The following is a 17,381-nucleotide window of genomic DNA, read 5'->3' on the forward strand; positions in this document are numbered from 1 at the left end:
CCAGGGGGAATGCTGCGGGTGGTGGAGCAGCTCGCACGCCGCCCGCGCTTGGCGGGACGCGGCGAGTGTTTGCGTGTCACTGAACATGGGGGTGTCACAGCTCTGCGGGGCGTGACTCGGCCCATGAGACCTGCTTCACGAACGTCACCTGGACGGGACTGCCGGTCCGCGCTGTGCCGGCGCCCGTGACCGAACGGTCCTGGCACACCCGGAGCCGGCACGGCCGACCGTCCACGTAGCCGATGTAGGACCCGGGTGCGGGGCGCGCGAATCTGGAGGAGATCAGGAGACGGCCCCTGTCGCCGACGACCGCCGGAAGGGCGAGTGCGGATCCCAGCAGCTCACCGGCCGACTCCACATCGCCCTCGGAGATCAGCCGACGGATGCGGGTCGACGAGATCGGCTCACCGGCCGAGCCCTTCGTGACCAGCGGGACGACCCGGGTGCTCAGCTCGGGATACCGATCGAACGTACCTGTCGTCCCGGCGCCCCGTGCGCCGAACCGAAAGCCCTGGCCGACACTGACGGCTCGCGCACCGAGCTGTTCGACGACGACACCCTCGACGAACTCCTCGGCCGACACCCGGGACCAGCGCCGGTCGAACGGGACGATCGCCACCCGCCGGATCCCCAGGGAACCGAGCTTGCGGAGTTTCTGGCGGCGATCGCCCAGGAGGCTCGGCGCGTGGCACGGGTCGAGTACCTGCCTCGGGTGAGGGTCGAAGGTGAGTACCGTGTCGCACCCGTCGAGTACCTGACGGTGGCCGAGGTGAACGCCGTCGAACGTCCCGATCGCCACCTTGGCCGACGAAGGGGCGCCACCGGTGCGGCTGCCACCACCCGCGCTCCGCCTCTCGTGGGGCACCTCAAGGCTGAGGACCTCCATCACTCACCTCCTTCACCCTCGGAGCAGGATCGGTGCAGGCCAGTATGAGCCTCGTACCGTTAGCCAGGGGGAAAGAGCCGCCCCGGCGCGGGCACCACCCGACCGAGGCGCACCGCCCTCTCGTCGGCCCGCACTCACAGCAGGATGCGGAGCGGGTGTTCCAGCACGTCCACGTACGCCTTCATCCACTGGGCCGCGGTGGCCCCGTCCACCGACCGGTGGTCGACGGCGAGCGTCAGACGCAGGACGGACGCGACGGTGACCGCACCCTCCTCGACGACCGCCTCCTGGCGCACCGCGCCGACGGCCAGGATCGCGGCCTGGGGCGGATTGATGATCGCCGCGAAGTCCTCGGTGCCGTACATGCCGAGGTTGGTGATCGAGATCGTGCCGCCCTCCAGTTCGTCCTGCCGGAGCCGGCGTTCCTTCGCGCGGTCGATCAGGTCCCTCGTCGCCGCGGCGACGCCGCTCATCGACAGGGAGTCCACGCCCCGGACCACCGGAGTGAGCAGTCCGCCGTCGGTGGCGACGGCCACGGCGATGTCGACGTCCGAGAAGTGCCGGACAGAGGTGTCGTTCCACTGCACGTTCATCGCGGGAACGCTCACGTGGGCGGACGCGATCGCCTTGACGAGCAGGTCGTTGATCGACACGCGCACGCCTTGGCCGGCGTTGATCTGCTGCCGCAGTGCGAGCAACGCGTCGACGCGTGCGCCGGCGCGAAGGTAGAAATGCGGCGTGTTCTGCTTGCTTTCCGTGAGCCGGCGGGCGATGGCCCCCCGCATCCGTGAGTTGGGCACGTCCACGAAGCGTGGAGCCGTCACGGGAGACCGGGTGCTGTGGATCTCCACCGGGGCGTCTGCCGACGACGTTTCCTCGGGCCGGCCCGGCCCGGCGAGGACCGCCTCGATGTCAGCCCGCCGTATTCGGCCGCGCGGGCCGGTCCCCACCACCGCGTTCAGGTCGACGCCGGATGCACGCGCGAGACGTCGCGCCAGCGGGCTGGCGAAGAGGCGCTCGCCGCCCCCGTCCGGTGCCGCGTCGGTGAGCGCCGGAGCGACAACCGCGCCTGCCCGCGTCGCCGGTGCATCCTGCGCCTGCGTCTGCGCCGGGGTGGTGGACGCCGTCACCGGCGCCTGTCCGGTGCCCAGCGCATCCACCAGGGCGTCCACCTCGGACGACGACTCGCCCGGCTTCCCCCAGGCGGCGATCGGTTCGCCCACCGCCACGGTCGAGCCCGCGTCCGCCAACAGGCGCAGGAGCACACCGTCACTCTCGGCCTCCACCTCCACGACGGCCTTCTCGGTCTCCACGGTGACGATCGGATCGCCCACCGCATACGGGGTGTTCACGCCGACGTTCCAGGAAACCAGCACGGCCTCGGTGGTGTTGGCCGCCACCTCGGGCATCCGCAGCAGCTCAGCCATTGTTCTGCCCCCGCGAGAACTCGCGCAGCTTGGCGACGACTTCCTCCGTGGAGGCGAACGCGGCGCGCTCCAGGACCTTGCTGATGCTCGGCGACGCCTCGCCGCCCGTCACCCGCTCGATCGGGGCGTCGAGCCAGTCGAAGAGCCGGCGCTGGATCTCGTCCGCGAGCCAGCCGCCGTACGAGGTGCCGACGGCGCCCTGCTCGGCGATGAGCACCTGGTTGGTCTTTCTGACCGACCGGGCGATCGTGTCCCAGTCCAGGCTGGCGCGGTCCAGCCAGCGCAGATCAATGACCTCGGCGTCGACTCCGGTCTCCGCCACGGCGGCCAGCACGGCCGGAGTCATGGCGAGGTAGCTCAGCACCGTCAGGGCCGCGCCCTCGCGGCGGACGGCGGCCTTGCCGACGGGCAGGTGGTGGTCGTAGCCGTCGGGCAGGCCGGGGCCTGTCGAGTTGTACAGGTCGACGTGTTCCAGCACCACGACCGGGTCGTCACAGGCCAAGGCCGTGTTCATCAGGCCGACGTAGTCGAACGGCGTGGACGGGGCGACGATGCGCCAGCCGGGCGCCGTCGCGAAGATGCCGGCCGGGTCCATCGAGTGTTGTGATCCGTAGCCGGTACCCATGGCGATCTTGCTGCGCAGGACGAACGGCACCGTGCCCGTGCCGCCGAACATGTGGCGGGCCTTGCCGATCTGGTTGAACAACTGGTCTGCCGCGACCCACATGAAGTCGGCGTACATGAACTCGACGACCGGGCGGAACCGGCCGTCCAGCGCCATTCCGCCGCCGAGGCCGGCAAACGCGTTCTCCGAGATGGGAGTCCCGATCACGCGGTCGGGATACGCCTCACTCAGCCCGCGAGTGGCGCCGTTGGTGCCGCCGTTGAGCTTGTGCACGTCCTCACCCATCACCACGACGCGAGGATCGGTTTCGAGGCGGCGGCCCAGAACGCCGGCGACGGCCCCGACGAACTTGACGTCGGTCAGGTCGTCGGCGAAGTCCTCGGTGTCGGTGAAGTCGATCCCGGCCAGCTCCGACAGGTCACCACGGATGCCTTCGTCGACGAATGCCGGATCCGGCCACTCCGCGGGCACGATGCGCCGCTCACCCGCCTTGCCGCCCGGCCGCGGTTCGAGGAGGACGTCGCCGAGTTGGACCATCAGGCCTTTGGCTCGTTCGATCGTCTCCGCGACGGCCTTCTTGGTGAGGATCCTGCGCCGCACCAGGTGCCGCACCACGGTGTCGATCGGATCGCGGGCGCGCCACTGCGCTTCCTCCTCCTTGGTGCGATACCGGAACGCCGAGCCCGGGAAGGGACCGTTCTGGTGGAAGTAGCGGTACACGTCCGCCTCGATCATCGTCGGACCGTCCCCGCCGCGCATGTGCTCCAGGGCCTTCTGCGTCACGAGGTGCACGGCCAGCGGATCCATGCCGTCGACCTTCCAGCTCCGGATGCCGAAGCCCGGCCCGCGGCCGGACAGCCGGGGCTCGGCGGTGACTTCGGACACGTGGGTGGAGACGGCGTACAGGTTGTTCTCGACGAAGAAGCACACGGGCAGCGACCACGCCGCCGCGAGATTGAGACTCTCCAGAGTGGATCCGATGTTGATGGCGCCGTCGCCGAAGAACGTGAAGGTCACCGCGTCGGTGCCGGCCTTCTTGTGCGCCCACGCGGATCCGGCCGCGAGCGGCACCCCGCCGCCGACGATCGCGTTGGTCCCGATGGCGCCGGCCTCGTGCCACTGAAGGTGCATGCTGCCGCCGCGGCCGTGACTGAAGCCCTGGTCCAGCCCGCAGATCTCGCGCAGCGTGCGCAGGAGAGCGGCCCGGACGTCGTCGGGGAACGGCTTCGTCGGGTCGATGCCCTTCGGATGCAGGTGGGCGAGCACCTTGGCCAGGAACTGGTGGTGGCCACGGTGCGACCCGTTCACGGTGTCGTGCGAGGTCAGGGAGAGGCACGCGCCGACCGCGCCGCCCTCCTGACCGATGCTGGAATGCGCGGGCCCGTGAATCAGCCCGTCGGCGGCGAGTTCGAGGACGTACTCCTCGAAGGTCCGGATCAGCACCAGTTGGCTGAACATGCCCGTCAACAGGTCCGGAGGCGCGGCGTCCCAGTCGTCTCGGGTGGCGACGAACTCCGACCACGCGGCTTTTGCTTCGAGTGTGTGTTCCACGGGCATCGGGAGCCCCCTTCAGTCGATCGAAGTGCCCCGACACTGCCACAGGATTGGATCCAATAACAAGGTATCGCTCGACTTCTGGCACTGATGGCGCCACTATGGATTCACTTTGGATCCAAAGGAGGTAGATCATGACTCTCCCCGGCCTCAGGCGCCTCGACCACATCGGATTTACGGTGCCGGACCTCGAGCAGGCGCACGACTGGCTCGTGGACGTCCTGGGCTGCGAGTACCTGTACTCGCTCGGCCCCTTCAGCTCGGCGGAGGACTGGATGTCCGAGCACCTGAACGTGGACGCGCGGACCGTGCTGCGTCAACTGCGCTTCTACCGGTGCGGGGAGCAGGCGGTGTTCGAGGTCTTCGCGTACGAGGCGGACCCGCAGCGCGCGGTCGTTCCGCGCAACAGCGACGTCGGCGGCCACCATGTCGCCCTGTACGTCGAGGACCTGGACGACGCCGTGTCGTTCCTGCGGGCGAGGGGTGTACCCGTGCTGGGGGAGCCGACCGTCAGCGCCGGACCGTCCCGGGGCCAGCGGTGGGTCTACTTCCTCTCACCATGGGGAATGCAGTTTGAGCTGGTGTCCTATCCTGACGGCAAGGCCTACGACCGCGACCCGTCGGAGTTTCAGAGGTGACTGCTCTTGAGTCCTGCGCACGCTCGTGATCCGCGCGGGGCGGACAGTGTCAGGAGTCAGCACATCGCCGGCATCCTCCGCGACGAGATCCTCGCCGGCGATCTGACGCCGGGCACGTGGTTGCGTCAGGACGAACTCGCGGCTCGCCTCGGCACCAGCCGGATTCCCGTGCGCGAGGCGCTGCGGATCCTGGAGTCGGAGGGCCTCACCGAGTCGTTCCCCAATCGGGGGGCGCGGGTTCCGGTGCTGAGCGTCGAGGACGTGAACACCTACTACCGGATGCGTGAGCGGCTGGAGCCGCTGACTCTGACCGAGAGTCTTTCCCACCTCACCGACGACCACCTGGCCCGCCTGGAGCGCATCCAGGACGAGATCGAGAACCAGAGCGACATCAATCGGTTCCTGGTCCTGGACCGTGACTTCCACATGACCAGCTATTCGGGTTGCCCCAGTGGCCATCTGCTCGCCATGACCGAGCGGCTCTGGAACTCCACCCAGCACTACCGTCGCGCGTTCATGGTTCTCGCCGACCCCGATCGGGCGGCGATCGTCAACGCCGAACACCGGCTGCTCCTCGACGCCGTGCGACGGCGCGACCCGGAGGACTGCGAGCGGTATCTCGCGGGGCACATCCGTCGCACCAGGGTCGAACTCACCGCGCACCCGGAGCTCTTCGTCGACGGCGACAGGCCGCAAAATGGATCCAACTAGGCGCTAGCCGAGGCTCTTGTCGTGCAAGAGTACTAGTGTGCGATCGATCCGGTGCCTACGATGGATCCAATCCCCCCTGCTTGGTGTCCACGTCACTAGGAGAGCTCCGTGCCCATCGCCACCGTCAACCCAGCAACCGGTGAGCTCGTCGAAGAGTTCGCCGCCCTCACCAAGGAACAGCTCGACGAGCGACTGACGCGGGCGGAGGCCGCGGCAGTGACGGTCCGGGACACCGACTTCGGCACGCGCGCGCGGTGGATGCGGGCGACCGCCGACCTGGTCGAGGCCGAGGCGGCCCATACGGCACGCAGGCTCACGACCGAGATGGGAAAGCCGATCGCGCAGGCCCGCGCAGAGGTCCTCAAGTGCGCGCAGGCGATGCGGTTCTACGCGGAGAACGCCGAAAGCCTGCTCGCCGATCAGCCGCTCGCCGACCCGAGCACCGTCAAGGCCTCGCTCGCCTACACCTCATACCAGCCTCTCGGCGTCGTTCTGGCCGTGATGCCGTGGAACTACCCGATGTGGCAGGTGATCCGCTTCGCCGCGCCCGCCCTGATGGCCGGCAACGTCGGCCTGCTGAAGCACGCGTCGAACGTGCCGCAGACCGCGATGTACCTCGACACGCTCTTCGAACGAGCGGGCTTCCCCGCCGGGTCGTTCCAGTCCCTGCTCATCGGGGCGGCCGACGTCGAGGAGGTTCTCCGCGACCGGCGCGTCGCCGCCGTGACGCTGACGGGCTCCGAGCCCGCCGGCCGGTCGGTGGCGGCTGTCGCGGGCTCCGAGGTGAAGAAGTTCGTGCTGGAGCTGGGTGGATCCGACCCCTTCATCGTGTTGCCGTCCGCCGATGTCGGCGCGGCGGCCCGTACCGCTGTGGCCGCTCGCACGGTCAACAACGGCCAGTCCTGCATCGCTGCCAAGCGGTTCATCGTCCATACCGAGGTGTACGAGGAGTTCGTCGAGGCCTTCGTCGCGGGCACGAAGGCGCTGACCGTCGGCGACCCGTTCGACGACGAGACCGATATCGGTCCGATCGCCACGGAGTCCGGTCGGCGCGAGCTCGTCGACCTGGTCGACGACGCCGTCGCCAAGGGAGCCGTACTGCGGTGCGGCGGGTCGGCGGTCGGTACCGAGGGGTGGTTCTTCGAGCCGGCGGTGCTGGAGGAGGTCACGACCTCGATGCGGGTGTACCGCGAGGAGGCCTTCGGGCCGCTGGCCGTGGTGTACCGGGTCGACGACATCGAGCAGGCCGTCGCACTCGCCAACGACACGACCTTCGGCCTCAGCTCGTCGGTGTGGACCACCGACCCCGACGAGGAGCGGCTTATGATCACCCGCCTCGAAGCGGGTGCCGTGTTCGTCAACGGCATGAGCATCTCCTACCCCGAACTGCCCTTCGGCGGCGTCAAGGACTCCGGCGTCGGCCGCGAACTCGCGGCGGAAGGCATCCGGGAGTTCTGCAACCTCAAGACGGTCTGGAAGAGCTGACGGCAACGATCCGTCTCGTGGGGGAGCGGTCGCGACGCGTTGGGGCGCCGTCCGACCGCACCCCGACCCTCAGGGGATCGGCTCGTTGGAGATCCCTTGCGTTCGAGATCCTCATGCGTCGAACGACCTCAGGAGATCCCTGTGACCGAAGCACCTCCCTCGGCCGTGCCATCGGCTGTGGCGTCACCGGAAGCAACCTTCCCCCGGTGGTACCGCTCCATCCCGCGCAAGCACCGGCCCGCGTTCTGGGCCGGGTCCGCCGGATGGGGCCTGGACGCCTTCGACTTCATGACCCTGCCGCTGGCCCTCGGGTCCATCGCCGCGGCCTTCGCGCTGACCTCCACCGAGTCGGGCATGATCGTGACCGTCACCGTGCTGGCCTCGGCGGTGGGCGGGGCGCTGGCGGGTCTGCTCGCGGACCGGGTGGGGCGGGTGCGGGTCCTGATGATCACCATCGCGACCTTCGCGGTCTTCACCGCGCTGTCCGGCCTGTCCCAGAACTACGGTCAGATGCTGCTGTTCAAGGGGCTCCAAGGCCTCGGGTTCGGCGGCGAGTACGCGGCCGGCGCGGTCCTGATCGCCGAGATCGCCCCCGCCCGGCACCGCGGCCGGATCATGGGATTCGTCGCCAGCTCCTACGCAGTCGGCTGGGCCCTGGCCGTCGTCGCCTACTCCGTCATCTTCAGCCACGCAGGCCCCGACGCCTGGCGCTACCTGTTCGTCCTCGGCATCCTCCCCGCTTTCGCGCTGCTCTTCATCCGGCGCAACGTCACGGACTCGGACGCCTCGAAGGAGAACCGCCGCCGGGCCAAGGAGGAGAGCGCCGCGTCGATGTGGAGCGGACTCCTCGCCCTGTTCCGCCGTGACCTGCGGCGCACCACGCTGCTGACCCTGCTGGTCGGGATCGGGGCGCAGGGCGGGTACTTCGCCATCTTCACCTGGCTGCCGTCCTACCTGCACAAGGAACGCGGTCTGACGATCGTCGGCACCAGCGGCTACCTGTCGGTCATCATCGTCGGCTGCTTCCTCGGCTACGCCAGTGGTGGGTTCCTGCACGACTGGATCGGCCGCCGGAAGACGTACGTCCTCTTCGCGGTCGCCGGTGTGGTGTGCGTGATCGCCTACACCTGGATCCCCGAGGGGGCCAACAGCCTGCTGCTGGTGCTGGGCGTGCCGCTGGGGATGGCGGCGTGCGGACTGCTGGCCGGTTCGGGCGTGTTCTTCAGCGAGTTGTTTCCCAGTCGGGTGCGCGGCGTCGGCGTGGGCGTCGCCCACAACTTCGGCCGGGGAGTCGCCGCGTTCTTCCCCGCGCTCGTCGGCGCGCTCTCCTCGGTCTTCGGACTGAAGGCGGCCATGGGTATCGGGGCCCTGGGATACATCCTGGTGATCGTCGGCGTGCTGGCGCTCCCGGAAACCCGGGGCCGGCAGCTCGCGTAGGTCCGGGACCGGGACGAAGGAACAGGCCGACCGGGCCGCGGCTTGGGTCACGGGGGGCATGGACGGGATCGGCTGTGAACGCTGGGGAGCGTCACACGGCGAGTCGCTCGTGTGACGCTCCATCGGGTTGCGGTCAGTCGGTGACCTCAGGGGCTATGTTCTTGTTGAAGCGGAGCAGGTTGTGCGGGTCCCAGGCGGCCTTGACCGAGCGCAGGCGCTGATGCTTGGCCGCGCTGCCGTGCAAGCCGCGCCGCCACTCCTCGCCCAGGTCGTCGGTGAGGTTGGCGTAGCCGTTCGTCAGTGAGTGCGGCCGCATCGCCTCGGTGAGGGCGGTCGCCCACTCGTCGTACCGCGCGTCGGACTCGGGTGCGTCCCATTTGCAGATGGCCTCCCACAGCCAGGCGGCTCCGGCCCGGGAGAAGGCCATGGCGTCCTCGTCGACGTCCTCGGAGATCGCGCCACCCATGAAGGAGAGGTTGATCGAGTAGATGTCGCCGGGGTTCGCCTGCACGGTGGCGACATGTTCCAGCAGTACGTCGACGGCGTCGCCGGACAGGGTCGACAGGTACCCACCCCGGAGGTTCATGCGCATGCCGTAGGGGGCGACGGCGTCGAGCATGCTGTTCGCCTGGAGCCACGTGGTCTTCGTGACAAGGTTGGCCAGCGGCCGGCCGAGCGCGGCAAGCGGCTCGACGACCTCATGGGCGGCGGCGGTCTCCCCGGTGTGGACCACGACGAGAATCAGCGCAGGCTTCCCGTGCACCTCCTTGGGCAACATCGGCAGGGGCGGAGCAGGAGCGATCGCGACCAGCAGGCCCAGCTCCCGCGGGGCTGCGGCCAGGTGTGCCGAGAGCTTGCCGAGGACGCCGGCGGCCTGGTCGTACGGGAAGATCAGCTGTCCGGCGACGACCTCGGGGCCGACCGGGTGCGCGCGGTACTCGAACGAGGTGACCACGCCGAAGTTGCCGCCTCCCCCGCGCAGTGCCCAGAACAGCTCCGGGTTCTCGGTCAGGTCGGCGCGCACCTTGCGGCCGTCCACAGTGACCATGTCGCAGGCCAGCAGATTGTCGACGGTGGCGCCGTAGCGGCGCATCAGGTAGCCGATGCCGCCGCCCAGGGTGAGCCCGGCGACGCCGGTGGAGCTGACCGTCCCGGCGGGTACGGCGAGGCCGTGCTGCTGTGCTGCGGCGTCCATCTCACCGAGTCTGACGCCCGGTTGGGCCCGTACCACCCGGGTGTCCGGGTCGACGGTGACCGCTCGCATCGCCGAGAGGTCGATGACCAGTGCCCCACCGGGCATCGCGTAGCCGTCCGAGCCGTGGCCACCGCCGCGCACGGCCACCGGGACGTCCCGTGCGGAGGCGTAGCGCAGGACGGCGGCGACGTCCTCCTCGTCGGCGCACCGCGCGATGAGCGCGGGCCCCTCGTCGGCGGCACGGCCTTGATACAGCTCACGTGCCGCGTCGTACCGGTCGTCGCCGGGTCGCAGCACCGCGCCGCGGAACGACTTCGGGAAGTCGGAGTGGGTACGGTGCTCTGTCGACACGCTCATGGGGGGCTCCTGTTCGGGGGATGTAACAGCTGACGGGTAGTCATGGCCGACGGTCGCCGCTTTTGCCGAGGCGTGTGTCAGAGGACCCGGAGGATGTCCTCGACGCGGTCCTTTGCGTCGCCGAAGAGCATGGCCGAGTTCTCGCGGTAGAAGAGCGGGTTCTGGACGCCCGCATAGCCTGATGCCATGGAGCGTTTGAAGACGACGACGTTCTCGGCGTCCCAGACCTGCAGGACGGGCATGCCGGCGATGGGTGAGTCCGGGTCCTCGGTGGCGGCGGGGTTGACCGTGTCGTTGGCGCCGATGACGAGGACGACCGCGGTGCGGTCGAAGTCGTCGTTGATCTCGTCCATCTCCAGCACGATGTCGTAGGGGACCTTGGCCTCGGCGAGCAGGACGTTCATGTGGCCCGGCAGCCGGCCCGCGACCGGGTGTATGCCGAAGCGCACGTCGACGTTTCGGCCCCGGAGCTTGCGCGTCAGCTCGGCGACGCCGTACTGGGCCTGCGCCACGGCCATGCCGTAGCCCGGGGTGATGATCACCGAGTCGGCCGTGCTGAGGAGTTCGGCGACGCCCTCGGCGGTGATCTCGCGGTGCTCGCCGTAGTCCTTGTCGCCGGCCGGGCCCGCCTCGATGCCGAATCCGCCGGCGATCACGGAGAGGAAGGACCGGTTCATCGCCTTGCACATGACGGCGGAGAGGTAGGCACCCGACGAACCGACTAGGGCACCGGTGATGATCAGCAGATCGTTCTCCAGCAGGAAGCCCGACGCCGCGGCCGCCCAGCCGGAGTACGAGTTCAGCATCGAGACCACGACCGGCATGTCACCGCCGCCGATCGAGGCGACCAGATGCCACCCCAGGGCCAGCGCGACGATCGTGACCGCGACCAGCAGCCACAGCGCCGGGTCGATCACGAACCAGGTGGTCAGTACCGCGAACGCGGCCAGGGCACCGAGGTTGAGCTGGTTCTTGCCGGGCAGCGTCAGGGGGGACGACTTGATCCGTCCCGAGAGCTTGAGGAACGCCACGACCGAGCCGGTGAAGGTGACCGCGCCGATGAAGACGCCGATGAGGACCTCGGCGGAATGGATCCCGAGCAGCTGCTGGGCCTCCAGCAGTTCGGCCTCGGCGCTGACCTGGCCGTTCAGGGTGGCCTCGACGTGCAGATAGCCGTTCCAGCCGACCAGAACCGCGGCCAGACCCACGAAGGAGTGCAGCAGGGCGATCAGTTCGGGCATCGCGGTCATCTCCACCACGCGCGCCCGCCACAACCCGAGCGCGGCACCGACCGCCATGGCGCCGATCATCAACGCCAGACCGACTCCGGAGATGTCGCGGTGGATCGCCAGCGCGATCGTCGCGGCCAGGGCCACCGCCATGCCACCGACACCGAATGCCTTCCCGGCCTTGGCGGTCTCGTGCCGGGACAGCCCGGCCAACGCCAGGACGAAGAGAAGGGCCGCGACGATGTAGGCGGCCGCCGCGGTTGACTCGACGGACAGCAGATCAGACATGACGCCTCCTCAGCTTCTCGAGAACATGGAGAGCATCCGGCGGGTCACGGCGAAGCCACCGACGATGTCGACCGAGGCCAGCAGGATCGCGATCGCCGACAACGCCGTGACCACCTCGCCGTTCGGGGTGTCACCGTGCCCGATCTGCAGCAGGGCGCCGACCACGATGATCCCCGAGATCGCGTTGGTGACGCTCATCAGGGGCGTGTGCAGGGCGTGATGCACCTGCCCGATCACGTAGTAGCCGATCACGATCGCCAGCGCGAACACCGTCAGGTGTCCCAGGAGCGCCGACGGTGACAGGGCCGCGCACAGGAACAGCACCGCCGCGGCGCACCCGACCCCCGTGAACCGCCGTCGGGTCGACATCGGCAGCTGGGTCCGCGGGGCCTTAGGCCTCGCCTCGGAGGGAGGGGGGCCGGCCGGTGGAGCGGCGGCGGAGACCTGTACCGGCGGCGGGGGCCAGGTGAGTTCGCCGTCGCGCACCACGGTCATCGACCGCTGCACCACGTCGTCGAAGTCCAGTGCCAGCCGGCCGTCCTTGTCCGGGGTCATCAGCTTGACGAGGTTGACCAGGTTGGTGCCGTACAACTGGGACGCCTGCGCAGGCAACCGACCGGGGAGGTCGGTGTGGCCGAGGATCGTCACACCGCCCGCCGTGACCACGGCCTGGTCCTTGACGACGCCCTCGACGTTGCCGCCGGTGGCGGCGGCCATGTCCACGATGACACTGCCCGAGCGCATCGACGCCACCATCTCCGCGGTGATCAGCCTCGGCGCCGGCCGCCCCGGGATCTGCGCGGTCGTGATCACGATGTCCATCTCCGTGATCCGCTCGCCGTACAGCCGCGCCGCACGGGAGTTGTAGTCCTGCGACATCTCCTTGGCATAGCCCGTCGCCGACACCTGCACCTCGTCGGTGTCGGCGGCCTCGACCGAGAGGTACTCGCCCCCCAGCGATCCGACCTGGTCGGCAACCTCCGGCCGCGGATCGGTCGCGTACACGACGGCACCGAGGCTCTTGGCCGCTCCGATCGCGGCCAGGCCCGCCACCCCGGCGCCGCAGACCAGCACCTTGGCCGGCGGCACCTTGCCCGCGGCCGTCACCTGACCGGTGAAGAACCGGCCGAAGGCGTGAGCGGCCTCCACCACCGCCCGGTAGCCGGCGATGTTCGCCATGGACGACAGCACGTCCAACGACTGTGCCCGTGAGATACGCGGCACCGCATCCAGCGCCAGCGCTGTGATCGGCCGCTTCGCCAGTTCCTCCACCAGCGCGGGGTCCGACGCCGGACTCATGATGCCCATGACCGTCGCACCCGGCTTCAACTCGTCCAGCCGCGCCGGGTCGAGGGCGTTCACACCCAGCACGATGTCCGCCGCGAGCGGGTCGCCGATTCTCGCGCCCGCCTCGGCGTAGGCCCCGTCCGGGAAGCTCGACAACACACCAGCACCCGGCTCCACCACGACGTCGTAACCCAGTTTCACCAGCTGGACCACCGTGGCGGGGGTCGCGGCAACGCGCGTCTCGCCACTGCGGGTCTCGCTCACGATTCCGATCAGCATGCGCAACACTCCAGGTCGATGTTCCAGAGCACTCGTTGGACGCCCCCGCGGGCAACACCAGAAGCGCCGTCCAAGGCGACTACGGGCATTGGACGGCGCTTGCCTGGGGGCCTTGCGATCAGGCGACGGGCTTCGTCATCCCGCCGTCGACGCGCAGCACCTGACCTGTGACGTAGGAGGCGTCGTCCGACGCCAGGAACGCCGCCGCGGCACCGATCTCGGCCGGGTCGGCCCAGCGGGCGAGGCGAATCCCGAGCCCCTGAGCCATGCCGGCCCGGACCTCCTCGGGGGTCTTGCCCTGCTGCTTGCCCATGGCCTCGGTCTTGGTCAGCCAGCCCTCGGTCTTCGTCATCCCCGGGGAGATCGCGTTGACCCGGATGTTGTCGGCAGCCGCCTCGGTCGCCAGGTAGCTCGTGAGCGCGACGACGCCCGCGTTCACGATGCCCGTGGCACCGGCCTGGGGAATGAGCAGGTGGGCGGTCGCGCCGACGACGTTGACGATGCTGCCGGTGCCGGTCCGGCTCAGGTACGGCAGAGCGGCCTGTGCGACGCGGATGTACCCGATCAGCTTGGTGTCGAAGGCGGACGCGATGTTCTTCTCGTCGACCTTGTCCAGGGGGGACGGCGTGAGCTGCGGTCCCGCGTTGTTCACGACGATGTCGAGGGCGCCGTGCCAGGCGTGCACCTCTGCCAACGCGCTGTTGACGGAGTCCGCGTCGGTGACGTCAGCGACGACGGGGAGCACGTCCTCAGCGCCGGATCCGGCGCTGAGACGGCCGGCGGCGGCCTTGACCGCCGCCTCGTCCCGGGCCGCGATCGCCACCTTGGCACCACGCTCCAGCAGCGCCTGTGCGATGGCGAAGCCCAGGCCTCGACTACCACCGGTCACGAAAGCCGTACGGCCCTCCAAGTTCCAACCTGCAGCCATGTTCGGCTCCTCCAGTCAGTGGTCCGATCCTTGCTGCGGAGAGTCGAACCGAAGCGCCCACGGGACGGCAAGCGCGGTTAACGGGAGGTTCACACGCCCGCCGCCGGGCCATCTCGCACCTTTCCGGCGGCTAACGGTGCGCGTCGCACAGTGTCCCGTGCTCAGCCCGCTCCGAGGGTGAAGGAGGGAGGGGCGATGGAGGTCCGGGACCTCGAGGAGACCAGCGCTGTCCCGTGGAGCGCGGCGCTGCGCGGTGCCGTGCGAGGCCGGTCACTGGTTCAGACGACCGTGGCCGCGCTGGCAGTCGGGTCGGTGCTGTTCATGGTCAACCTCCACTCGCAGGTCCAGCAAGGCCCGATCACATGGGCGCTCACCTCGCGCATCGTCCTGACCTTCCTCGTGCCGTGGCTGAACGCGACCTTGGGCCTCGCCATCGGCCTGCGGAAATCCGGCACTCCGGCGCGTCGCCGCACCGAGCCCGCGGACACCGCCACTCCCTAGGAATCCGCCCAACCCCCCAGCCAGGCAGGACCCGTCGAAAGGAACTCACATGTCGCTGGTGCCGCTCGTCACGTCCGCGCAGTTCTCACCGGACGACCAGCCCGCTCTCACACAGGCCGTCCAGGCCTACGGCGAAGTCCTCAACACCTGGGCCGGCATCGGGAACAGCCCCGGACTGCTCGCCACCTACCTGCCCTTCCTCAGGCGTCTCAACGGCCCAGGTGCACTGGAGGGGCGGGTGAAGGACCTGGTCGCCGTACGCGTGGCCGTGCTCAACCACTGCCGCTACACGGCGAGTCACCGCTGCACGTCCGCACTGGCCGGTGGGGTGGAGGTCGACGAACTCGCGGCCGTGGCCGACGGGGAGCTCGAAGGCTTCACCGAGCTGGAGCGGCTGGCTCTGCGGCTGGCCGAGGAGATGACGGTCGCCCTGCCGAACGTCCCTGTGACGGAGGGCCTTACGGGCGTCTCGACGAGCCTCCGTGACGAGGTGCAGCGGAGGTTCAGCCCGGCGGCGCTGGTGGAGCTCGTCATGTGCATCAGCATGTGGAACGCCTTGTCGCGCTTCCACCGCGTCATGGACTTCGAGCTGGACATGCCGAAGCCGCCGGCGCCGGTGGAAGCCCGGCTCTGAGAGCGGGGGGTTCTGCCGCGAGGCGTTCCTAACACCCTCGCCAACGGCGTGTCCTCGCGATTAACACCGCACTAACATCTCATGGCTAATCTCGAAGGAATCAACGGCCGAGCGAGTTCTCAATTCTGGAGCACAACGCGGTCAGTCGAGTGCGGCGCTGTAATTCCCGGCTCCCAATGCCTTGAGAGTAGGTTCACGAACGGGTCCGCGGCAAATTACCAACGACGGCCTGCCGACAGGAATTTGACCGACGGAGTCGAAAAAAATTCCCTGCATGAAAGTGCTTGGGTCAAGTGGAGAAGGTGGCATTTGATGCGAACTGGCGACCAGTACTTGGAGTCTCTCAGGGACGGGCGTGTTCTCTGGGTCGGAGGTGACCGGGTCGACGACGTCACGACACACCCGAAGACCAGGGCGCAGGCGAAGCGCATGGCCAAGTTCTACGACCTGCATCACGACGCCGAGCTGCAGGACGTCATGACCTTCGTCGACGACGACGGAGTGCGCCGGTCGATGATGTGGTTCAAGCACACCGACGCCGAGGGGCTGCGGCGCAAGCGCATCTACCTGGAAACCGTGGTCCGGGAGCTCGACGGCGGATCGACGGGGCGGACCCCGTGCGCGAACAACTACGGCCTGGTCACCTACGAGGAGGACCCGCAGCCGTGGAGTGACCAGTCCGTGGGCACCGACGGGCGTGACCTGACCGTGGGCATCCGCGAGTTCCTGGACCTCGCGAAGGAGGGCGACCTCAACTGCGCCTTCGCCTTCATCGACCCTCAGCTCGACCGGTCCAAGGAGTCCTCGGCCAAGAACTCTCCCGCCCTGCGCATCGTGGAGACGCGCGAGGACGGGATCGTCGTCGCCGGCGTGAAGGCGGTGAGCACCGGCACGCCGTTCGCCGACTACATCCACCTCGGCGTCTTCTACCGCCCGGGAATTCAGAGCGAGCAGGTCATCTACGGCGCCGTCCCGGCCAATGCGCCGGGCGTCACGATGGTTTCCCGCGAGGCGACGGTGCGGGACGACTTCGAGAACCACCCCGTGGCCTCGGCCGGTGACGAGCTCGAATGCACCGTCATCTTCGACAATGTGTTCATTCCGTGGAACCGCGTCTTCCACATCGGCAACCCCGAGCACGCTTCGCTGTACCCGCAGCGCATCTTCGACTGGGTGCACTACGAGGCGCTCATCCGGATCATGGTGCGGGCCGAGCTCATGGTCGGGCTCGCGATGCTGATGACCGAGCACATCGGCACGTACCAGCTTCCGCCGGTCCAGGCGCGCCTGGCCCGCCTCGTCGAGTTCTACCAGACGATGCGAGCCCACGTGATCGCCTCCGAGACGGAGGGCTTCATCTCGCCGGCGGGGCTCTACAAGCCGAACGTGCTGCTCTTCGACTTCGGCCGGTCGTACTACCTGGAGCGGTACGCGGAGATGAGGAACGAGGTGATCGACCTCGCCGGCCGTGCCTCGCTCCTGTTCCCGACCGAGGAGCAGTGGACCAACCCCGAGCTGCGCGAATGGCTCGAACCGCTGCAGTCGGGCGCCGTCGGCGAGCCGTACGACCGCATGCGCATCTCGCGGGTCATCCGTGACCTCTTCCTCTCGGACTACGGCGACCGGGTGAGCACCTTCGAGCAGTTCAACGGGACCCCGATGCTCACCACCCGGATGCTCACGATGAAGCGGTCGGAGCTGTCGCCCTCCGGGCGGCTCACCGACCTCGCGCGGAAGGTGTGTGGCATCGCGGCGCCCGTCGCCCCCGAGGTGACGGCCTACACGGAGCAGGCCGAGTACGCCCGGCGTCTCGACGGCGCACGGGCCGAGGGCTCGCTGGTCCGCTGAGCCGACCACGCCGCGTGGAGGGGTGGGGGGGGGGGGGGGCGGGGGGCCGGCCGCCCCCCCCCCCCCCCCCCC

14 protein-coding genes are annotated in these 17,381 nt (G+C 69.0%); 7 read left to right on the forward strand and 7 right to left on the reverse strand.

The window, feature by feature from the left end:
* Nucleotides 1-94: 94 nt before the first annotated feature.
* The 3 genes from AB0O67_RS09245 to AB0O67_RS09255 all read right to left on the reverse strand — a co-directional run bounded on the left by AB0O67_RS09245 (nucleotide 95) and on the right by AB0O67_RS09255 (nucleotide 4,495).
* Nucleotides 95-886 (reverse strand): FAD synthetase family protein, encoded by a 792-nt coding sequence (locus AB0O67_RS09245; RefSeq protein WP_365447832.1) that lies wholly within the window; start codon nucleotides 884-886, stop codon nucleotides 95-97.
* 134 nt (nucleotides 887-1,020) lie between these two features.
* Nucleotides 1,021-2,313 (reverse strand): dihydrolipoamide acetyltransferase family protein, encoded by a 1,293-nt coding sequence (locus AB0O67_RS09250; RefSeq protein ID WP_365447834.1) that lies wholly within the window; start codon nucleotides 2,311-2,313, stop codon nucleotides 1,021-1,023.
* Nucleotides 2,306-4,495 carry a thiamine pyrophosphate-dependent enzyme gene (locus tag AB0O67_RS09255; protein WP_365447836.1) on the reverse strand — a complete coding sequence of 730 codons (2,190 nt, stop codon included), beginning with the start codon at nucleotides 4,493-4,495 and terminating at the stop codon, nucleotides 2,306-2,308. The genes AB0O67_RS09250 and AB0O67_RS09255 overlap by 8 nt, the downstream gene beginning before the upstream one ends.
* A 131-nt stretch (nucleotides 4,496-4,626) precedes the next feature.
* On the opposite strand from AB0O67_RS09255, the gene AB0O67_RS09260 reads away from it, so the two are divergent.
* From AB0O67_RS09260 to AB0O67_RS09275, 4 genes are all read left to right on the forward strand, one after another.
* Nucleotides 4,627-5,130, forward strand: coding sequence for a VOC family protein (locus tag AB0O67_RS09260; RefSeq protein ID WP_365447838.1), 504 nt, complete (start codon nucleotides 4,627-4,629; stop codon nucleotides 5,128-5,130).
* Between the two features lie 6 nt (nucleotides 5,131-5,136).
* On the forward strand, nucleotides 5,137-5,841 hold the full coding sequence (locus AB0O67_RS09265) for a GntR family transcriptional regulator (RefSeq protein WP_365447840.1): 705 nt from the start codon (nucleotides 5,137-5,139) through the stop codon (nucleotides 5,839-5,841).
* 108 nt (nucleotides 5,842-5,949) lie between these two features.
* On the forward strand, nucleotides 5,950-7,326 hold the full coding sequence (locus tag AB0O67_RS09270) for an NADP-dependent succinic semialdehyde dehydrogenase (RefSeq protein WP_365447842.1): 1,377 nt from the start codon (nucleotides 5,950-5,952) through the stop codon (nucleotides 7,324-7,326).
* A gap of 141 nt (nucleotides 7,327-7,467) precedes the next feature.
* Nucleotides 7,468-8,763, forward strand: coding sequence for an MFS transporter (locus AB0O67_RS09275; protein WP_365447844.1), 1,296 nt, complete (start codon nucleotides 7,468-7,470; stop codon nucleotides 8,761-8,763).
* A gap of 133 nt (nucleotides 8,764-8,896) precedes the next feature.
* Here AB0O67_RS09275 and AB0O67_RS09280 read toward each other — a convergent pair whose 3' ends face one another.
* The 4 genes from AB0O67_RS09280 to AB0O67_RS09295 form a co-directional block, all read right to left on the reverse strand.
* Nucleotides 8,897-10,315, reverse strand: a complete 1,419-nt coding sequence (locus AB0O67_RS09280) for an FAD-binding oxidoreductase (protein ID WP_365447846.1) — start codon at nucleotides 10,313-10,315, stop codon at nucleotides 8,897-8,899.
* A gap of 77 nt (nucleotides 10,316-10,392) precedes the next feature.
* The gene (gene pntB / locus AB0O67_RS09285) at nucleotides 10,393-11,820 is read right to left on the reverse strand and encodes a Re/Si-specific NAD(P)(+) transhydrogenase subunit beta (RefSeq protein WP_365447868.1); all 1,428 of its coding nucleotides are present in this window, start codon (nucleotides 11,818-11,820) and stop codon (nucleotides 10,393-10,395) included.
* A 21-nt stretch (nucleotides 11,821-11,841) separates the two neighbouring features.
* The gene (locus tag AB0O67_RS09290) at nucleotides 11,842-13,398 is read right to left on the reverse strand and encodes a Re/Si-specific NAD(P)(+) transhydrogenase subunit alpha (RefSeq protein ID WP_365447848.1); all 1,557 of its coding nucleotides are present in this window, start codon (nucleotides 13,396-13,398) and stop codon (nucleotides 11,842-11,844) included.
* Nucleotides 13,399-13,516: 118 nt separating this feature from the next.
* Entirely contained in the window at nucleotides 13,517-14,326 is an 810-nt protein-coding gene (locus AB0O67_RS09295; RefSeq protein WP_365447850.1) for an SDR family oxidoreductase, read from the reverse strand.
* A gap of 195 nt (nucleotides 14,327-14,521) precedes the next feature.
* On the opposite strand from AB0O67_RS09295, the gene AB0O67_RS09300 reads away from it, so the two are divergent.
* The 3 genes from AB0O67_RS09300 to AB0O67_RS09310 all read left to right on the forward strand — a co-directional run bounded on the left by AB0O67_RS09300 (nucleotide 14,522) and on the right by AB0O67_RS09310 (nucleotide 17,309).
* Entirely contained in the window at nucleotides 14,522-14,827 is a 306-nt protein-coding gene (locus tag AB0O67_RS09300; protein ID WP_365447852.1) for a hypothetical protein, read from the forward strand.
* A gap of 49 nt (nucleotides 14,828-14,876) precedes the next feature.
* On the forward strand, nucleotides 14,877-15,461 hold the full coding sequence (locus tag AB0O67_RS09305; RefSeq protein WP_365447854.1) for a carboxymuconolactone decarboxylase family protein: 585 nt from the start codon (nucleotides 14,877-14,879) through the stop codon (nucleotides 15,459-15,461).
* A 312-nt stretch (nucleotides 15,462-15,773) separates the two neighbouring features.
* The gene (locus AB0O67_RS09310) at nucleotides 15,774-17,309 is read left to right on the forward strand and encodes a 4-hydroxyphenylacetate 3-hydroxylase N-terminal domain-containing protein (protein WP_365447856.1); all 1,536 of its coding nucleotides are present in this window, start codon (nucleotides 15,774-15,776) and stop codon (nucleotides 17,307-17,309) included.
* The last annotated feature ends 72 nt before the right edge of the window (nucleotides 17,310-17,381 follow it).

The sequence above is a fragment of the Streptomyces sp. NPDC086077 genome (assembly GCF_040686175.1).
Classification (GTDB): Bacteria; Actinomycetota; Actinomycetes; order Streptomycetales; family Streptomycetaceae; genus Streptomyces.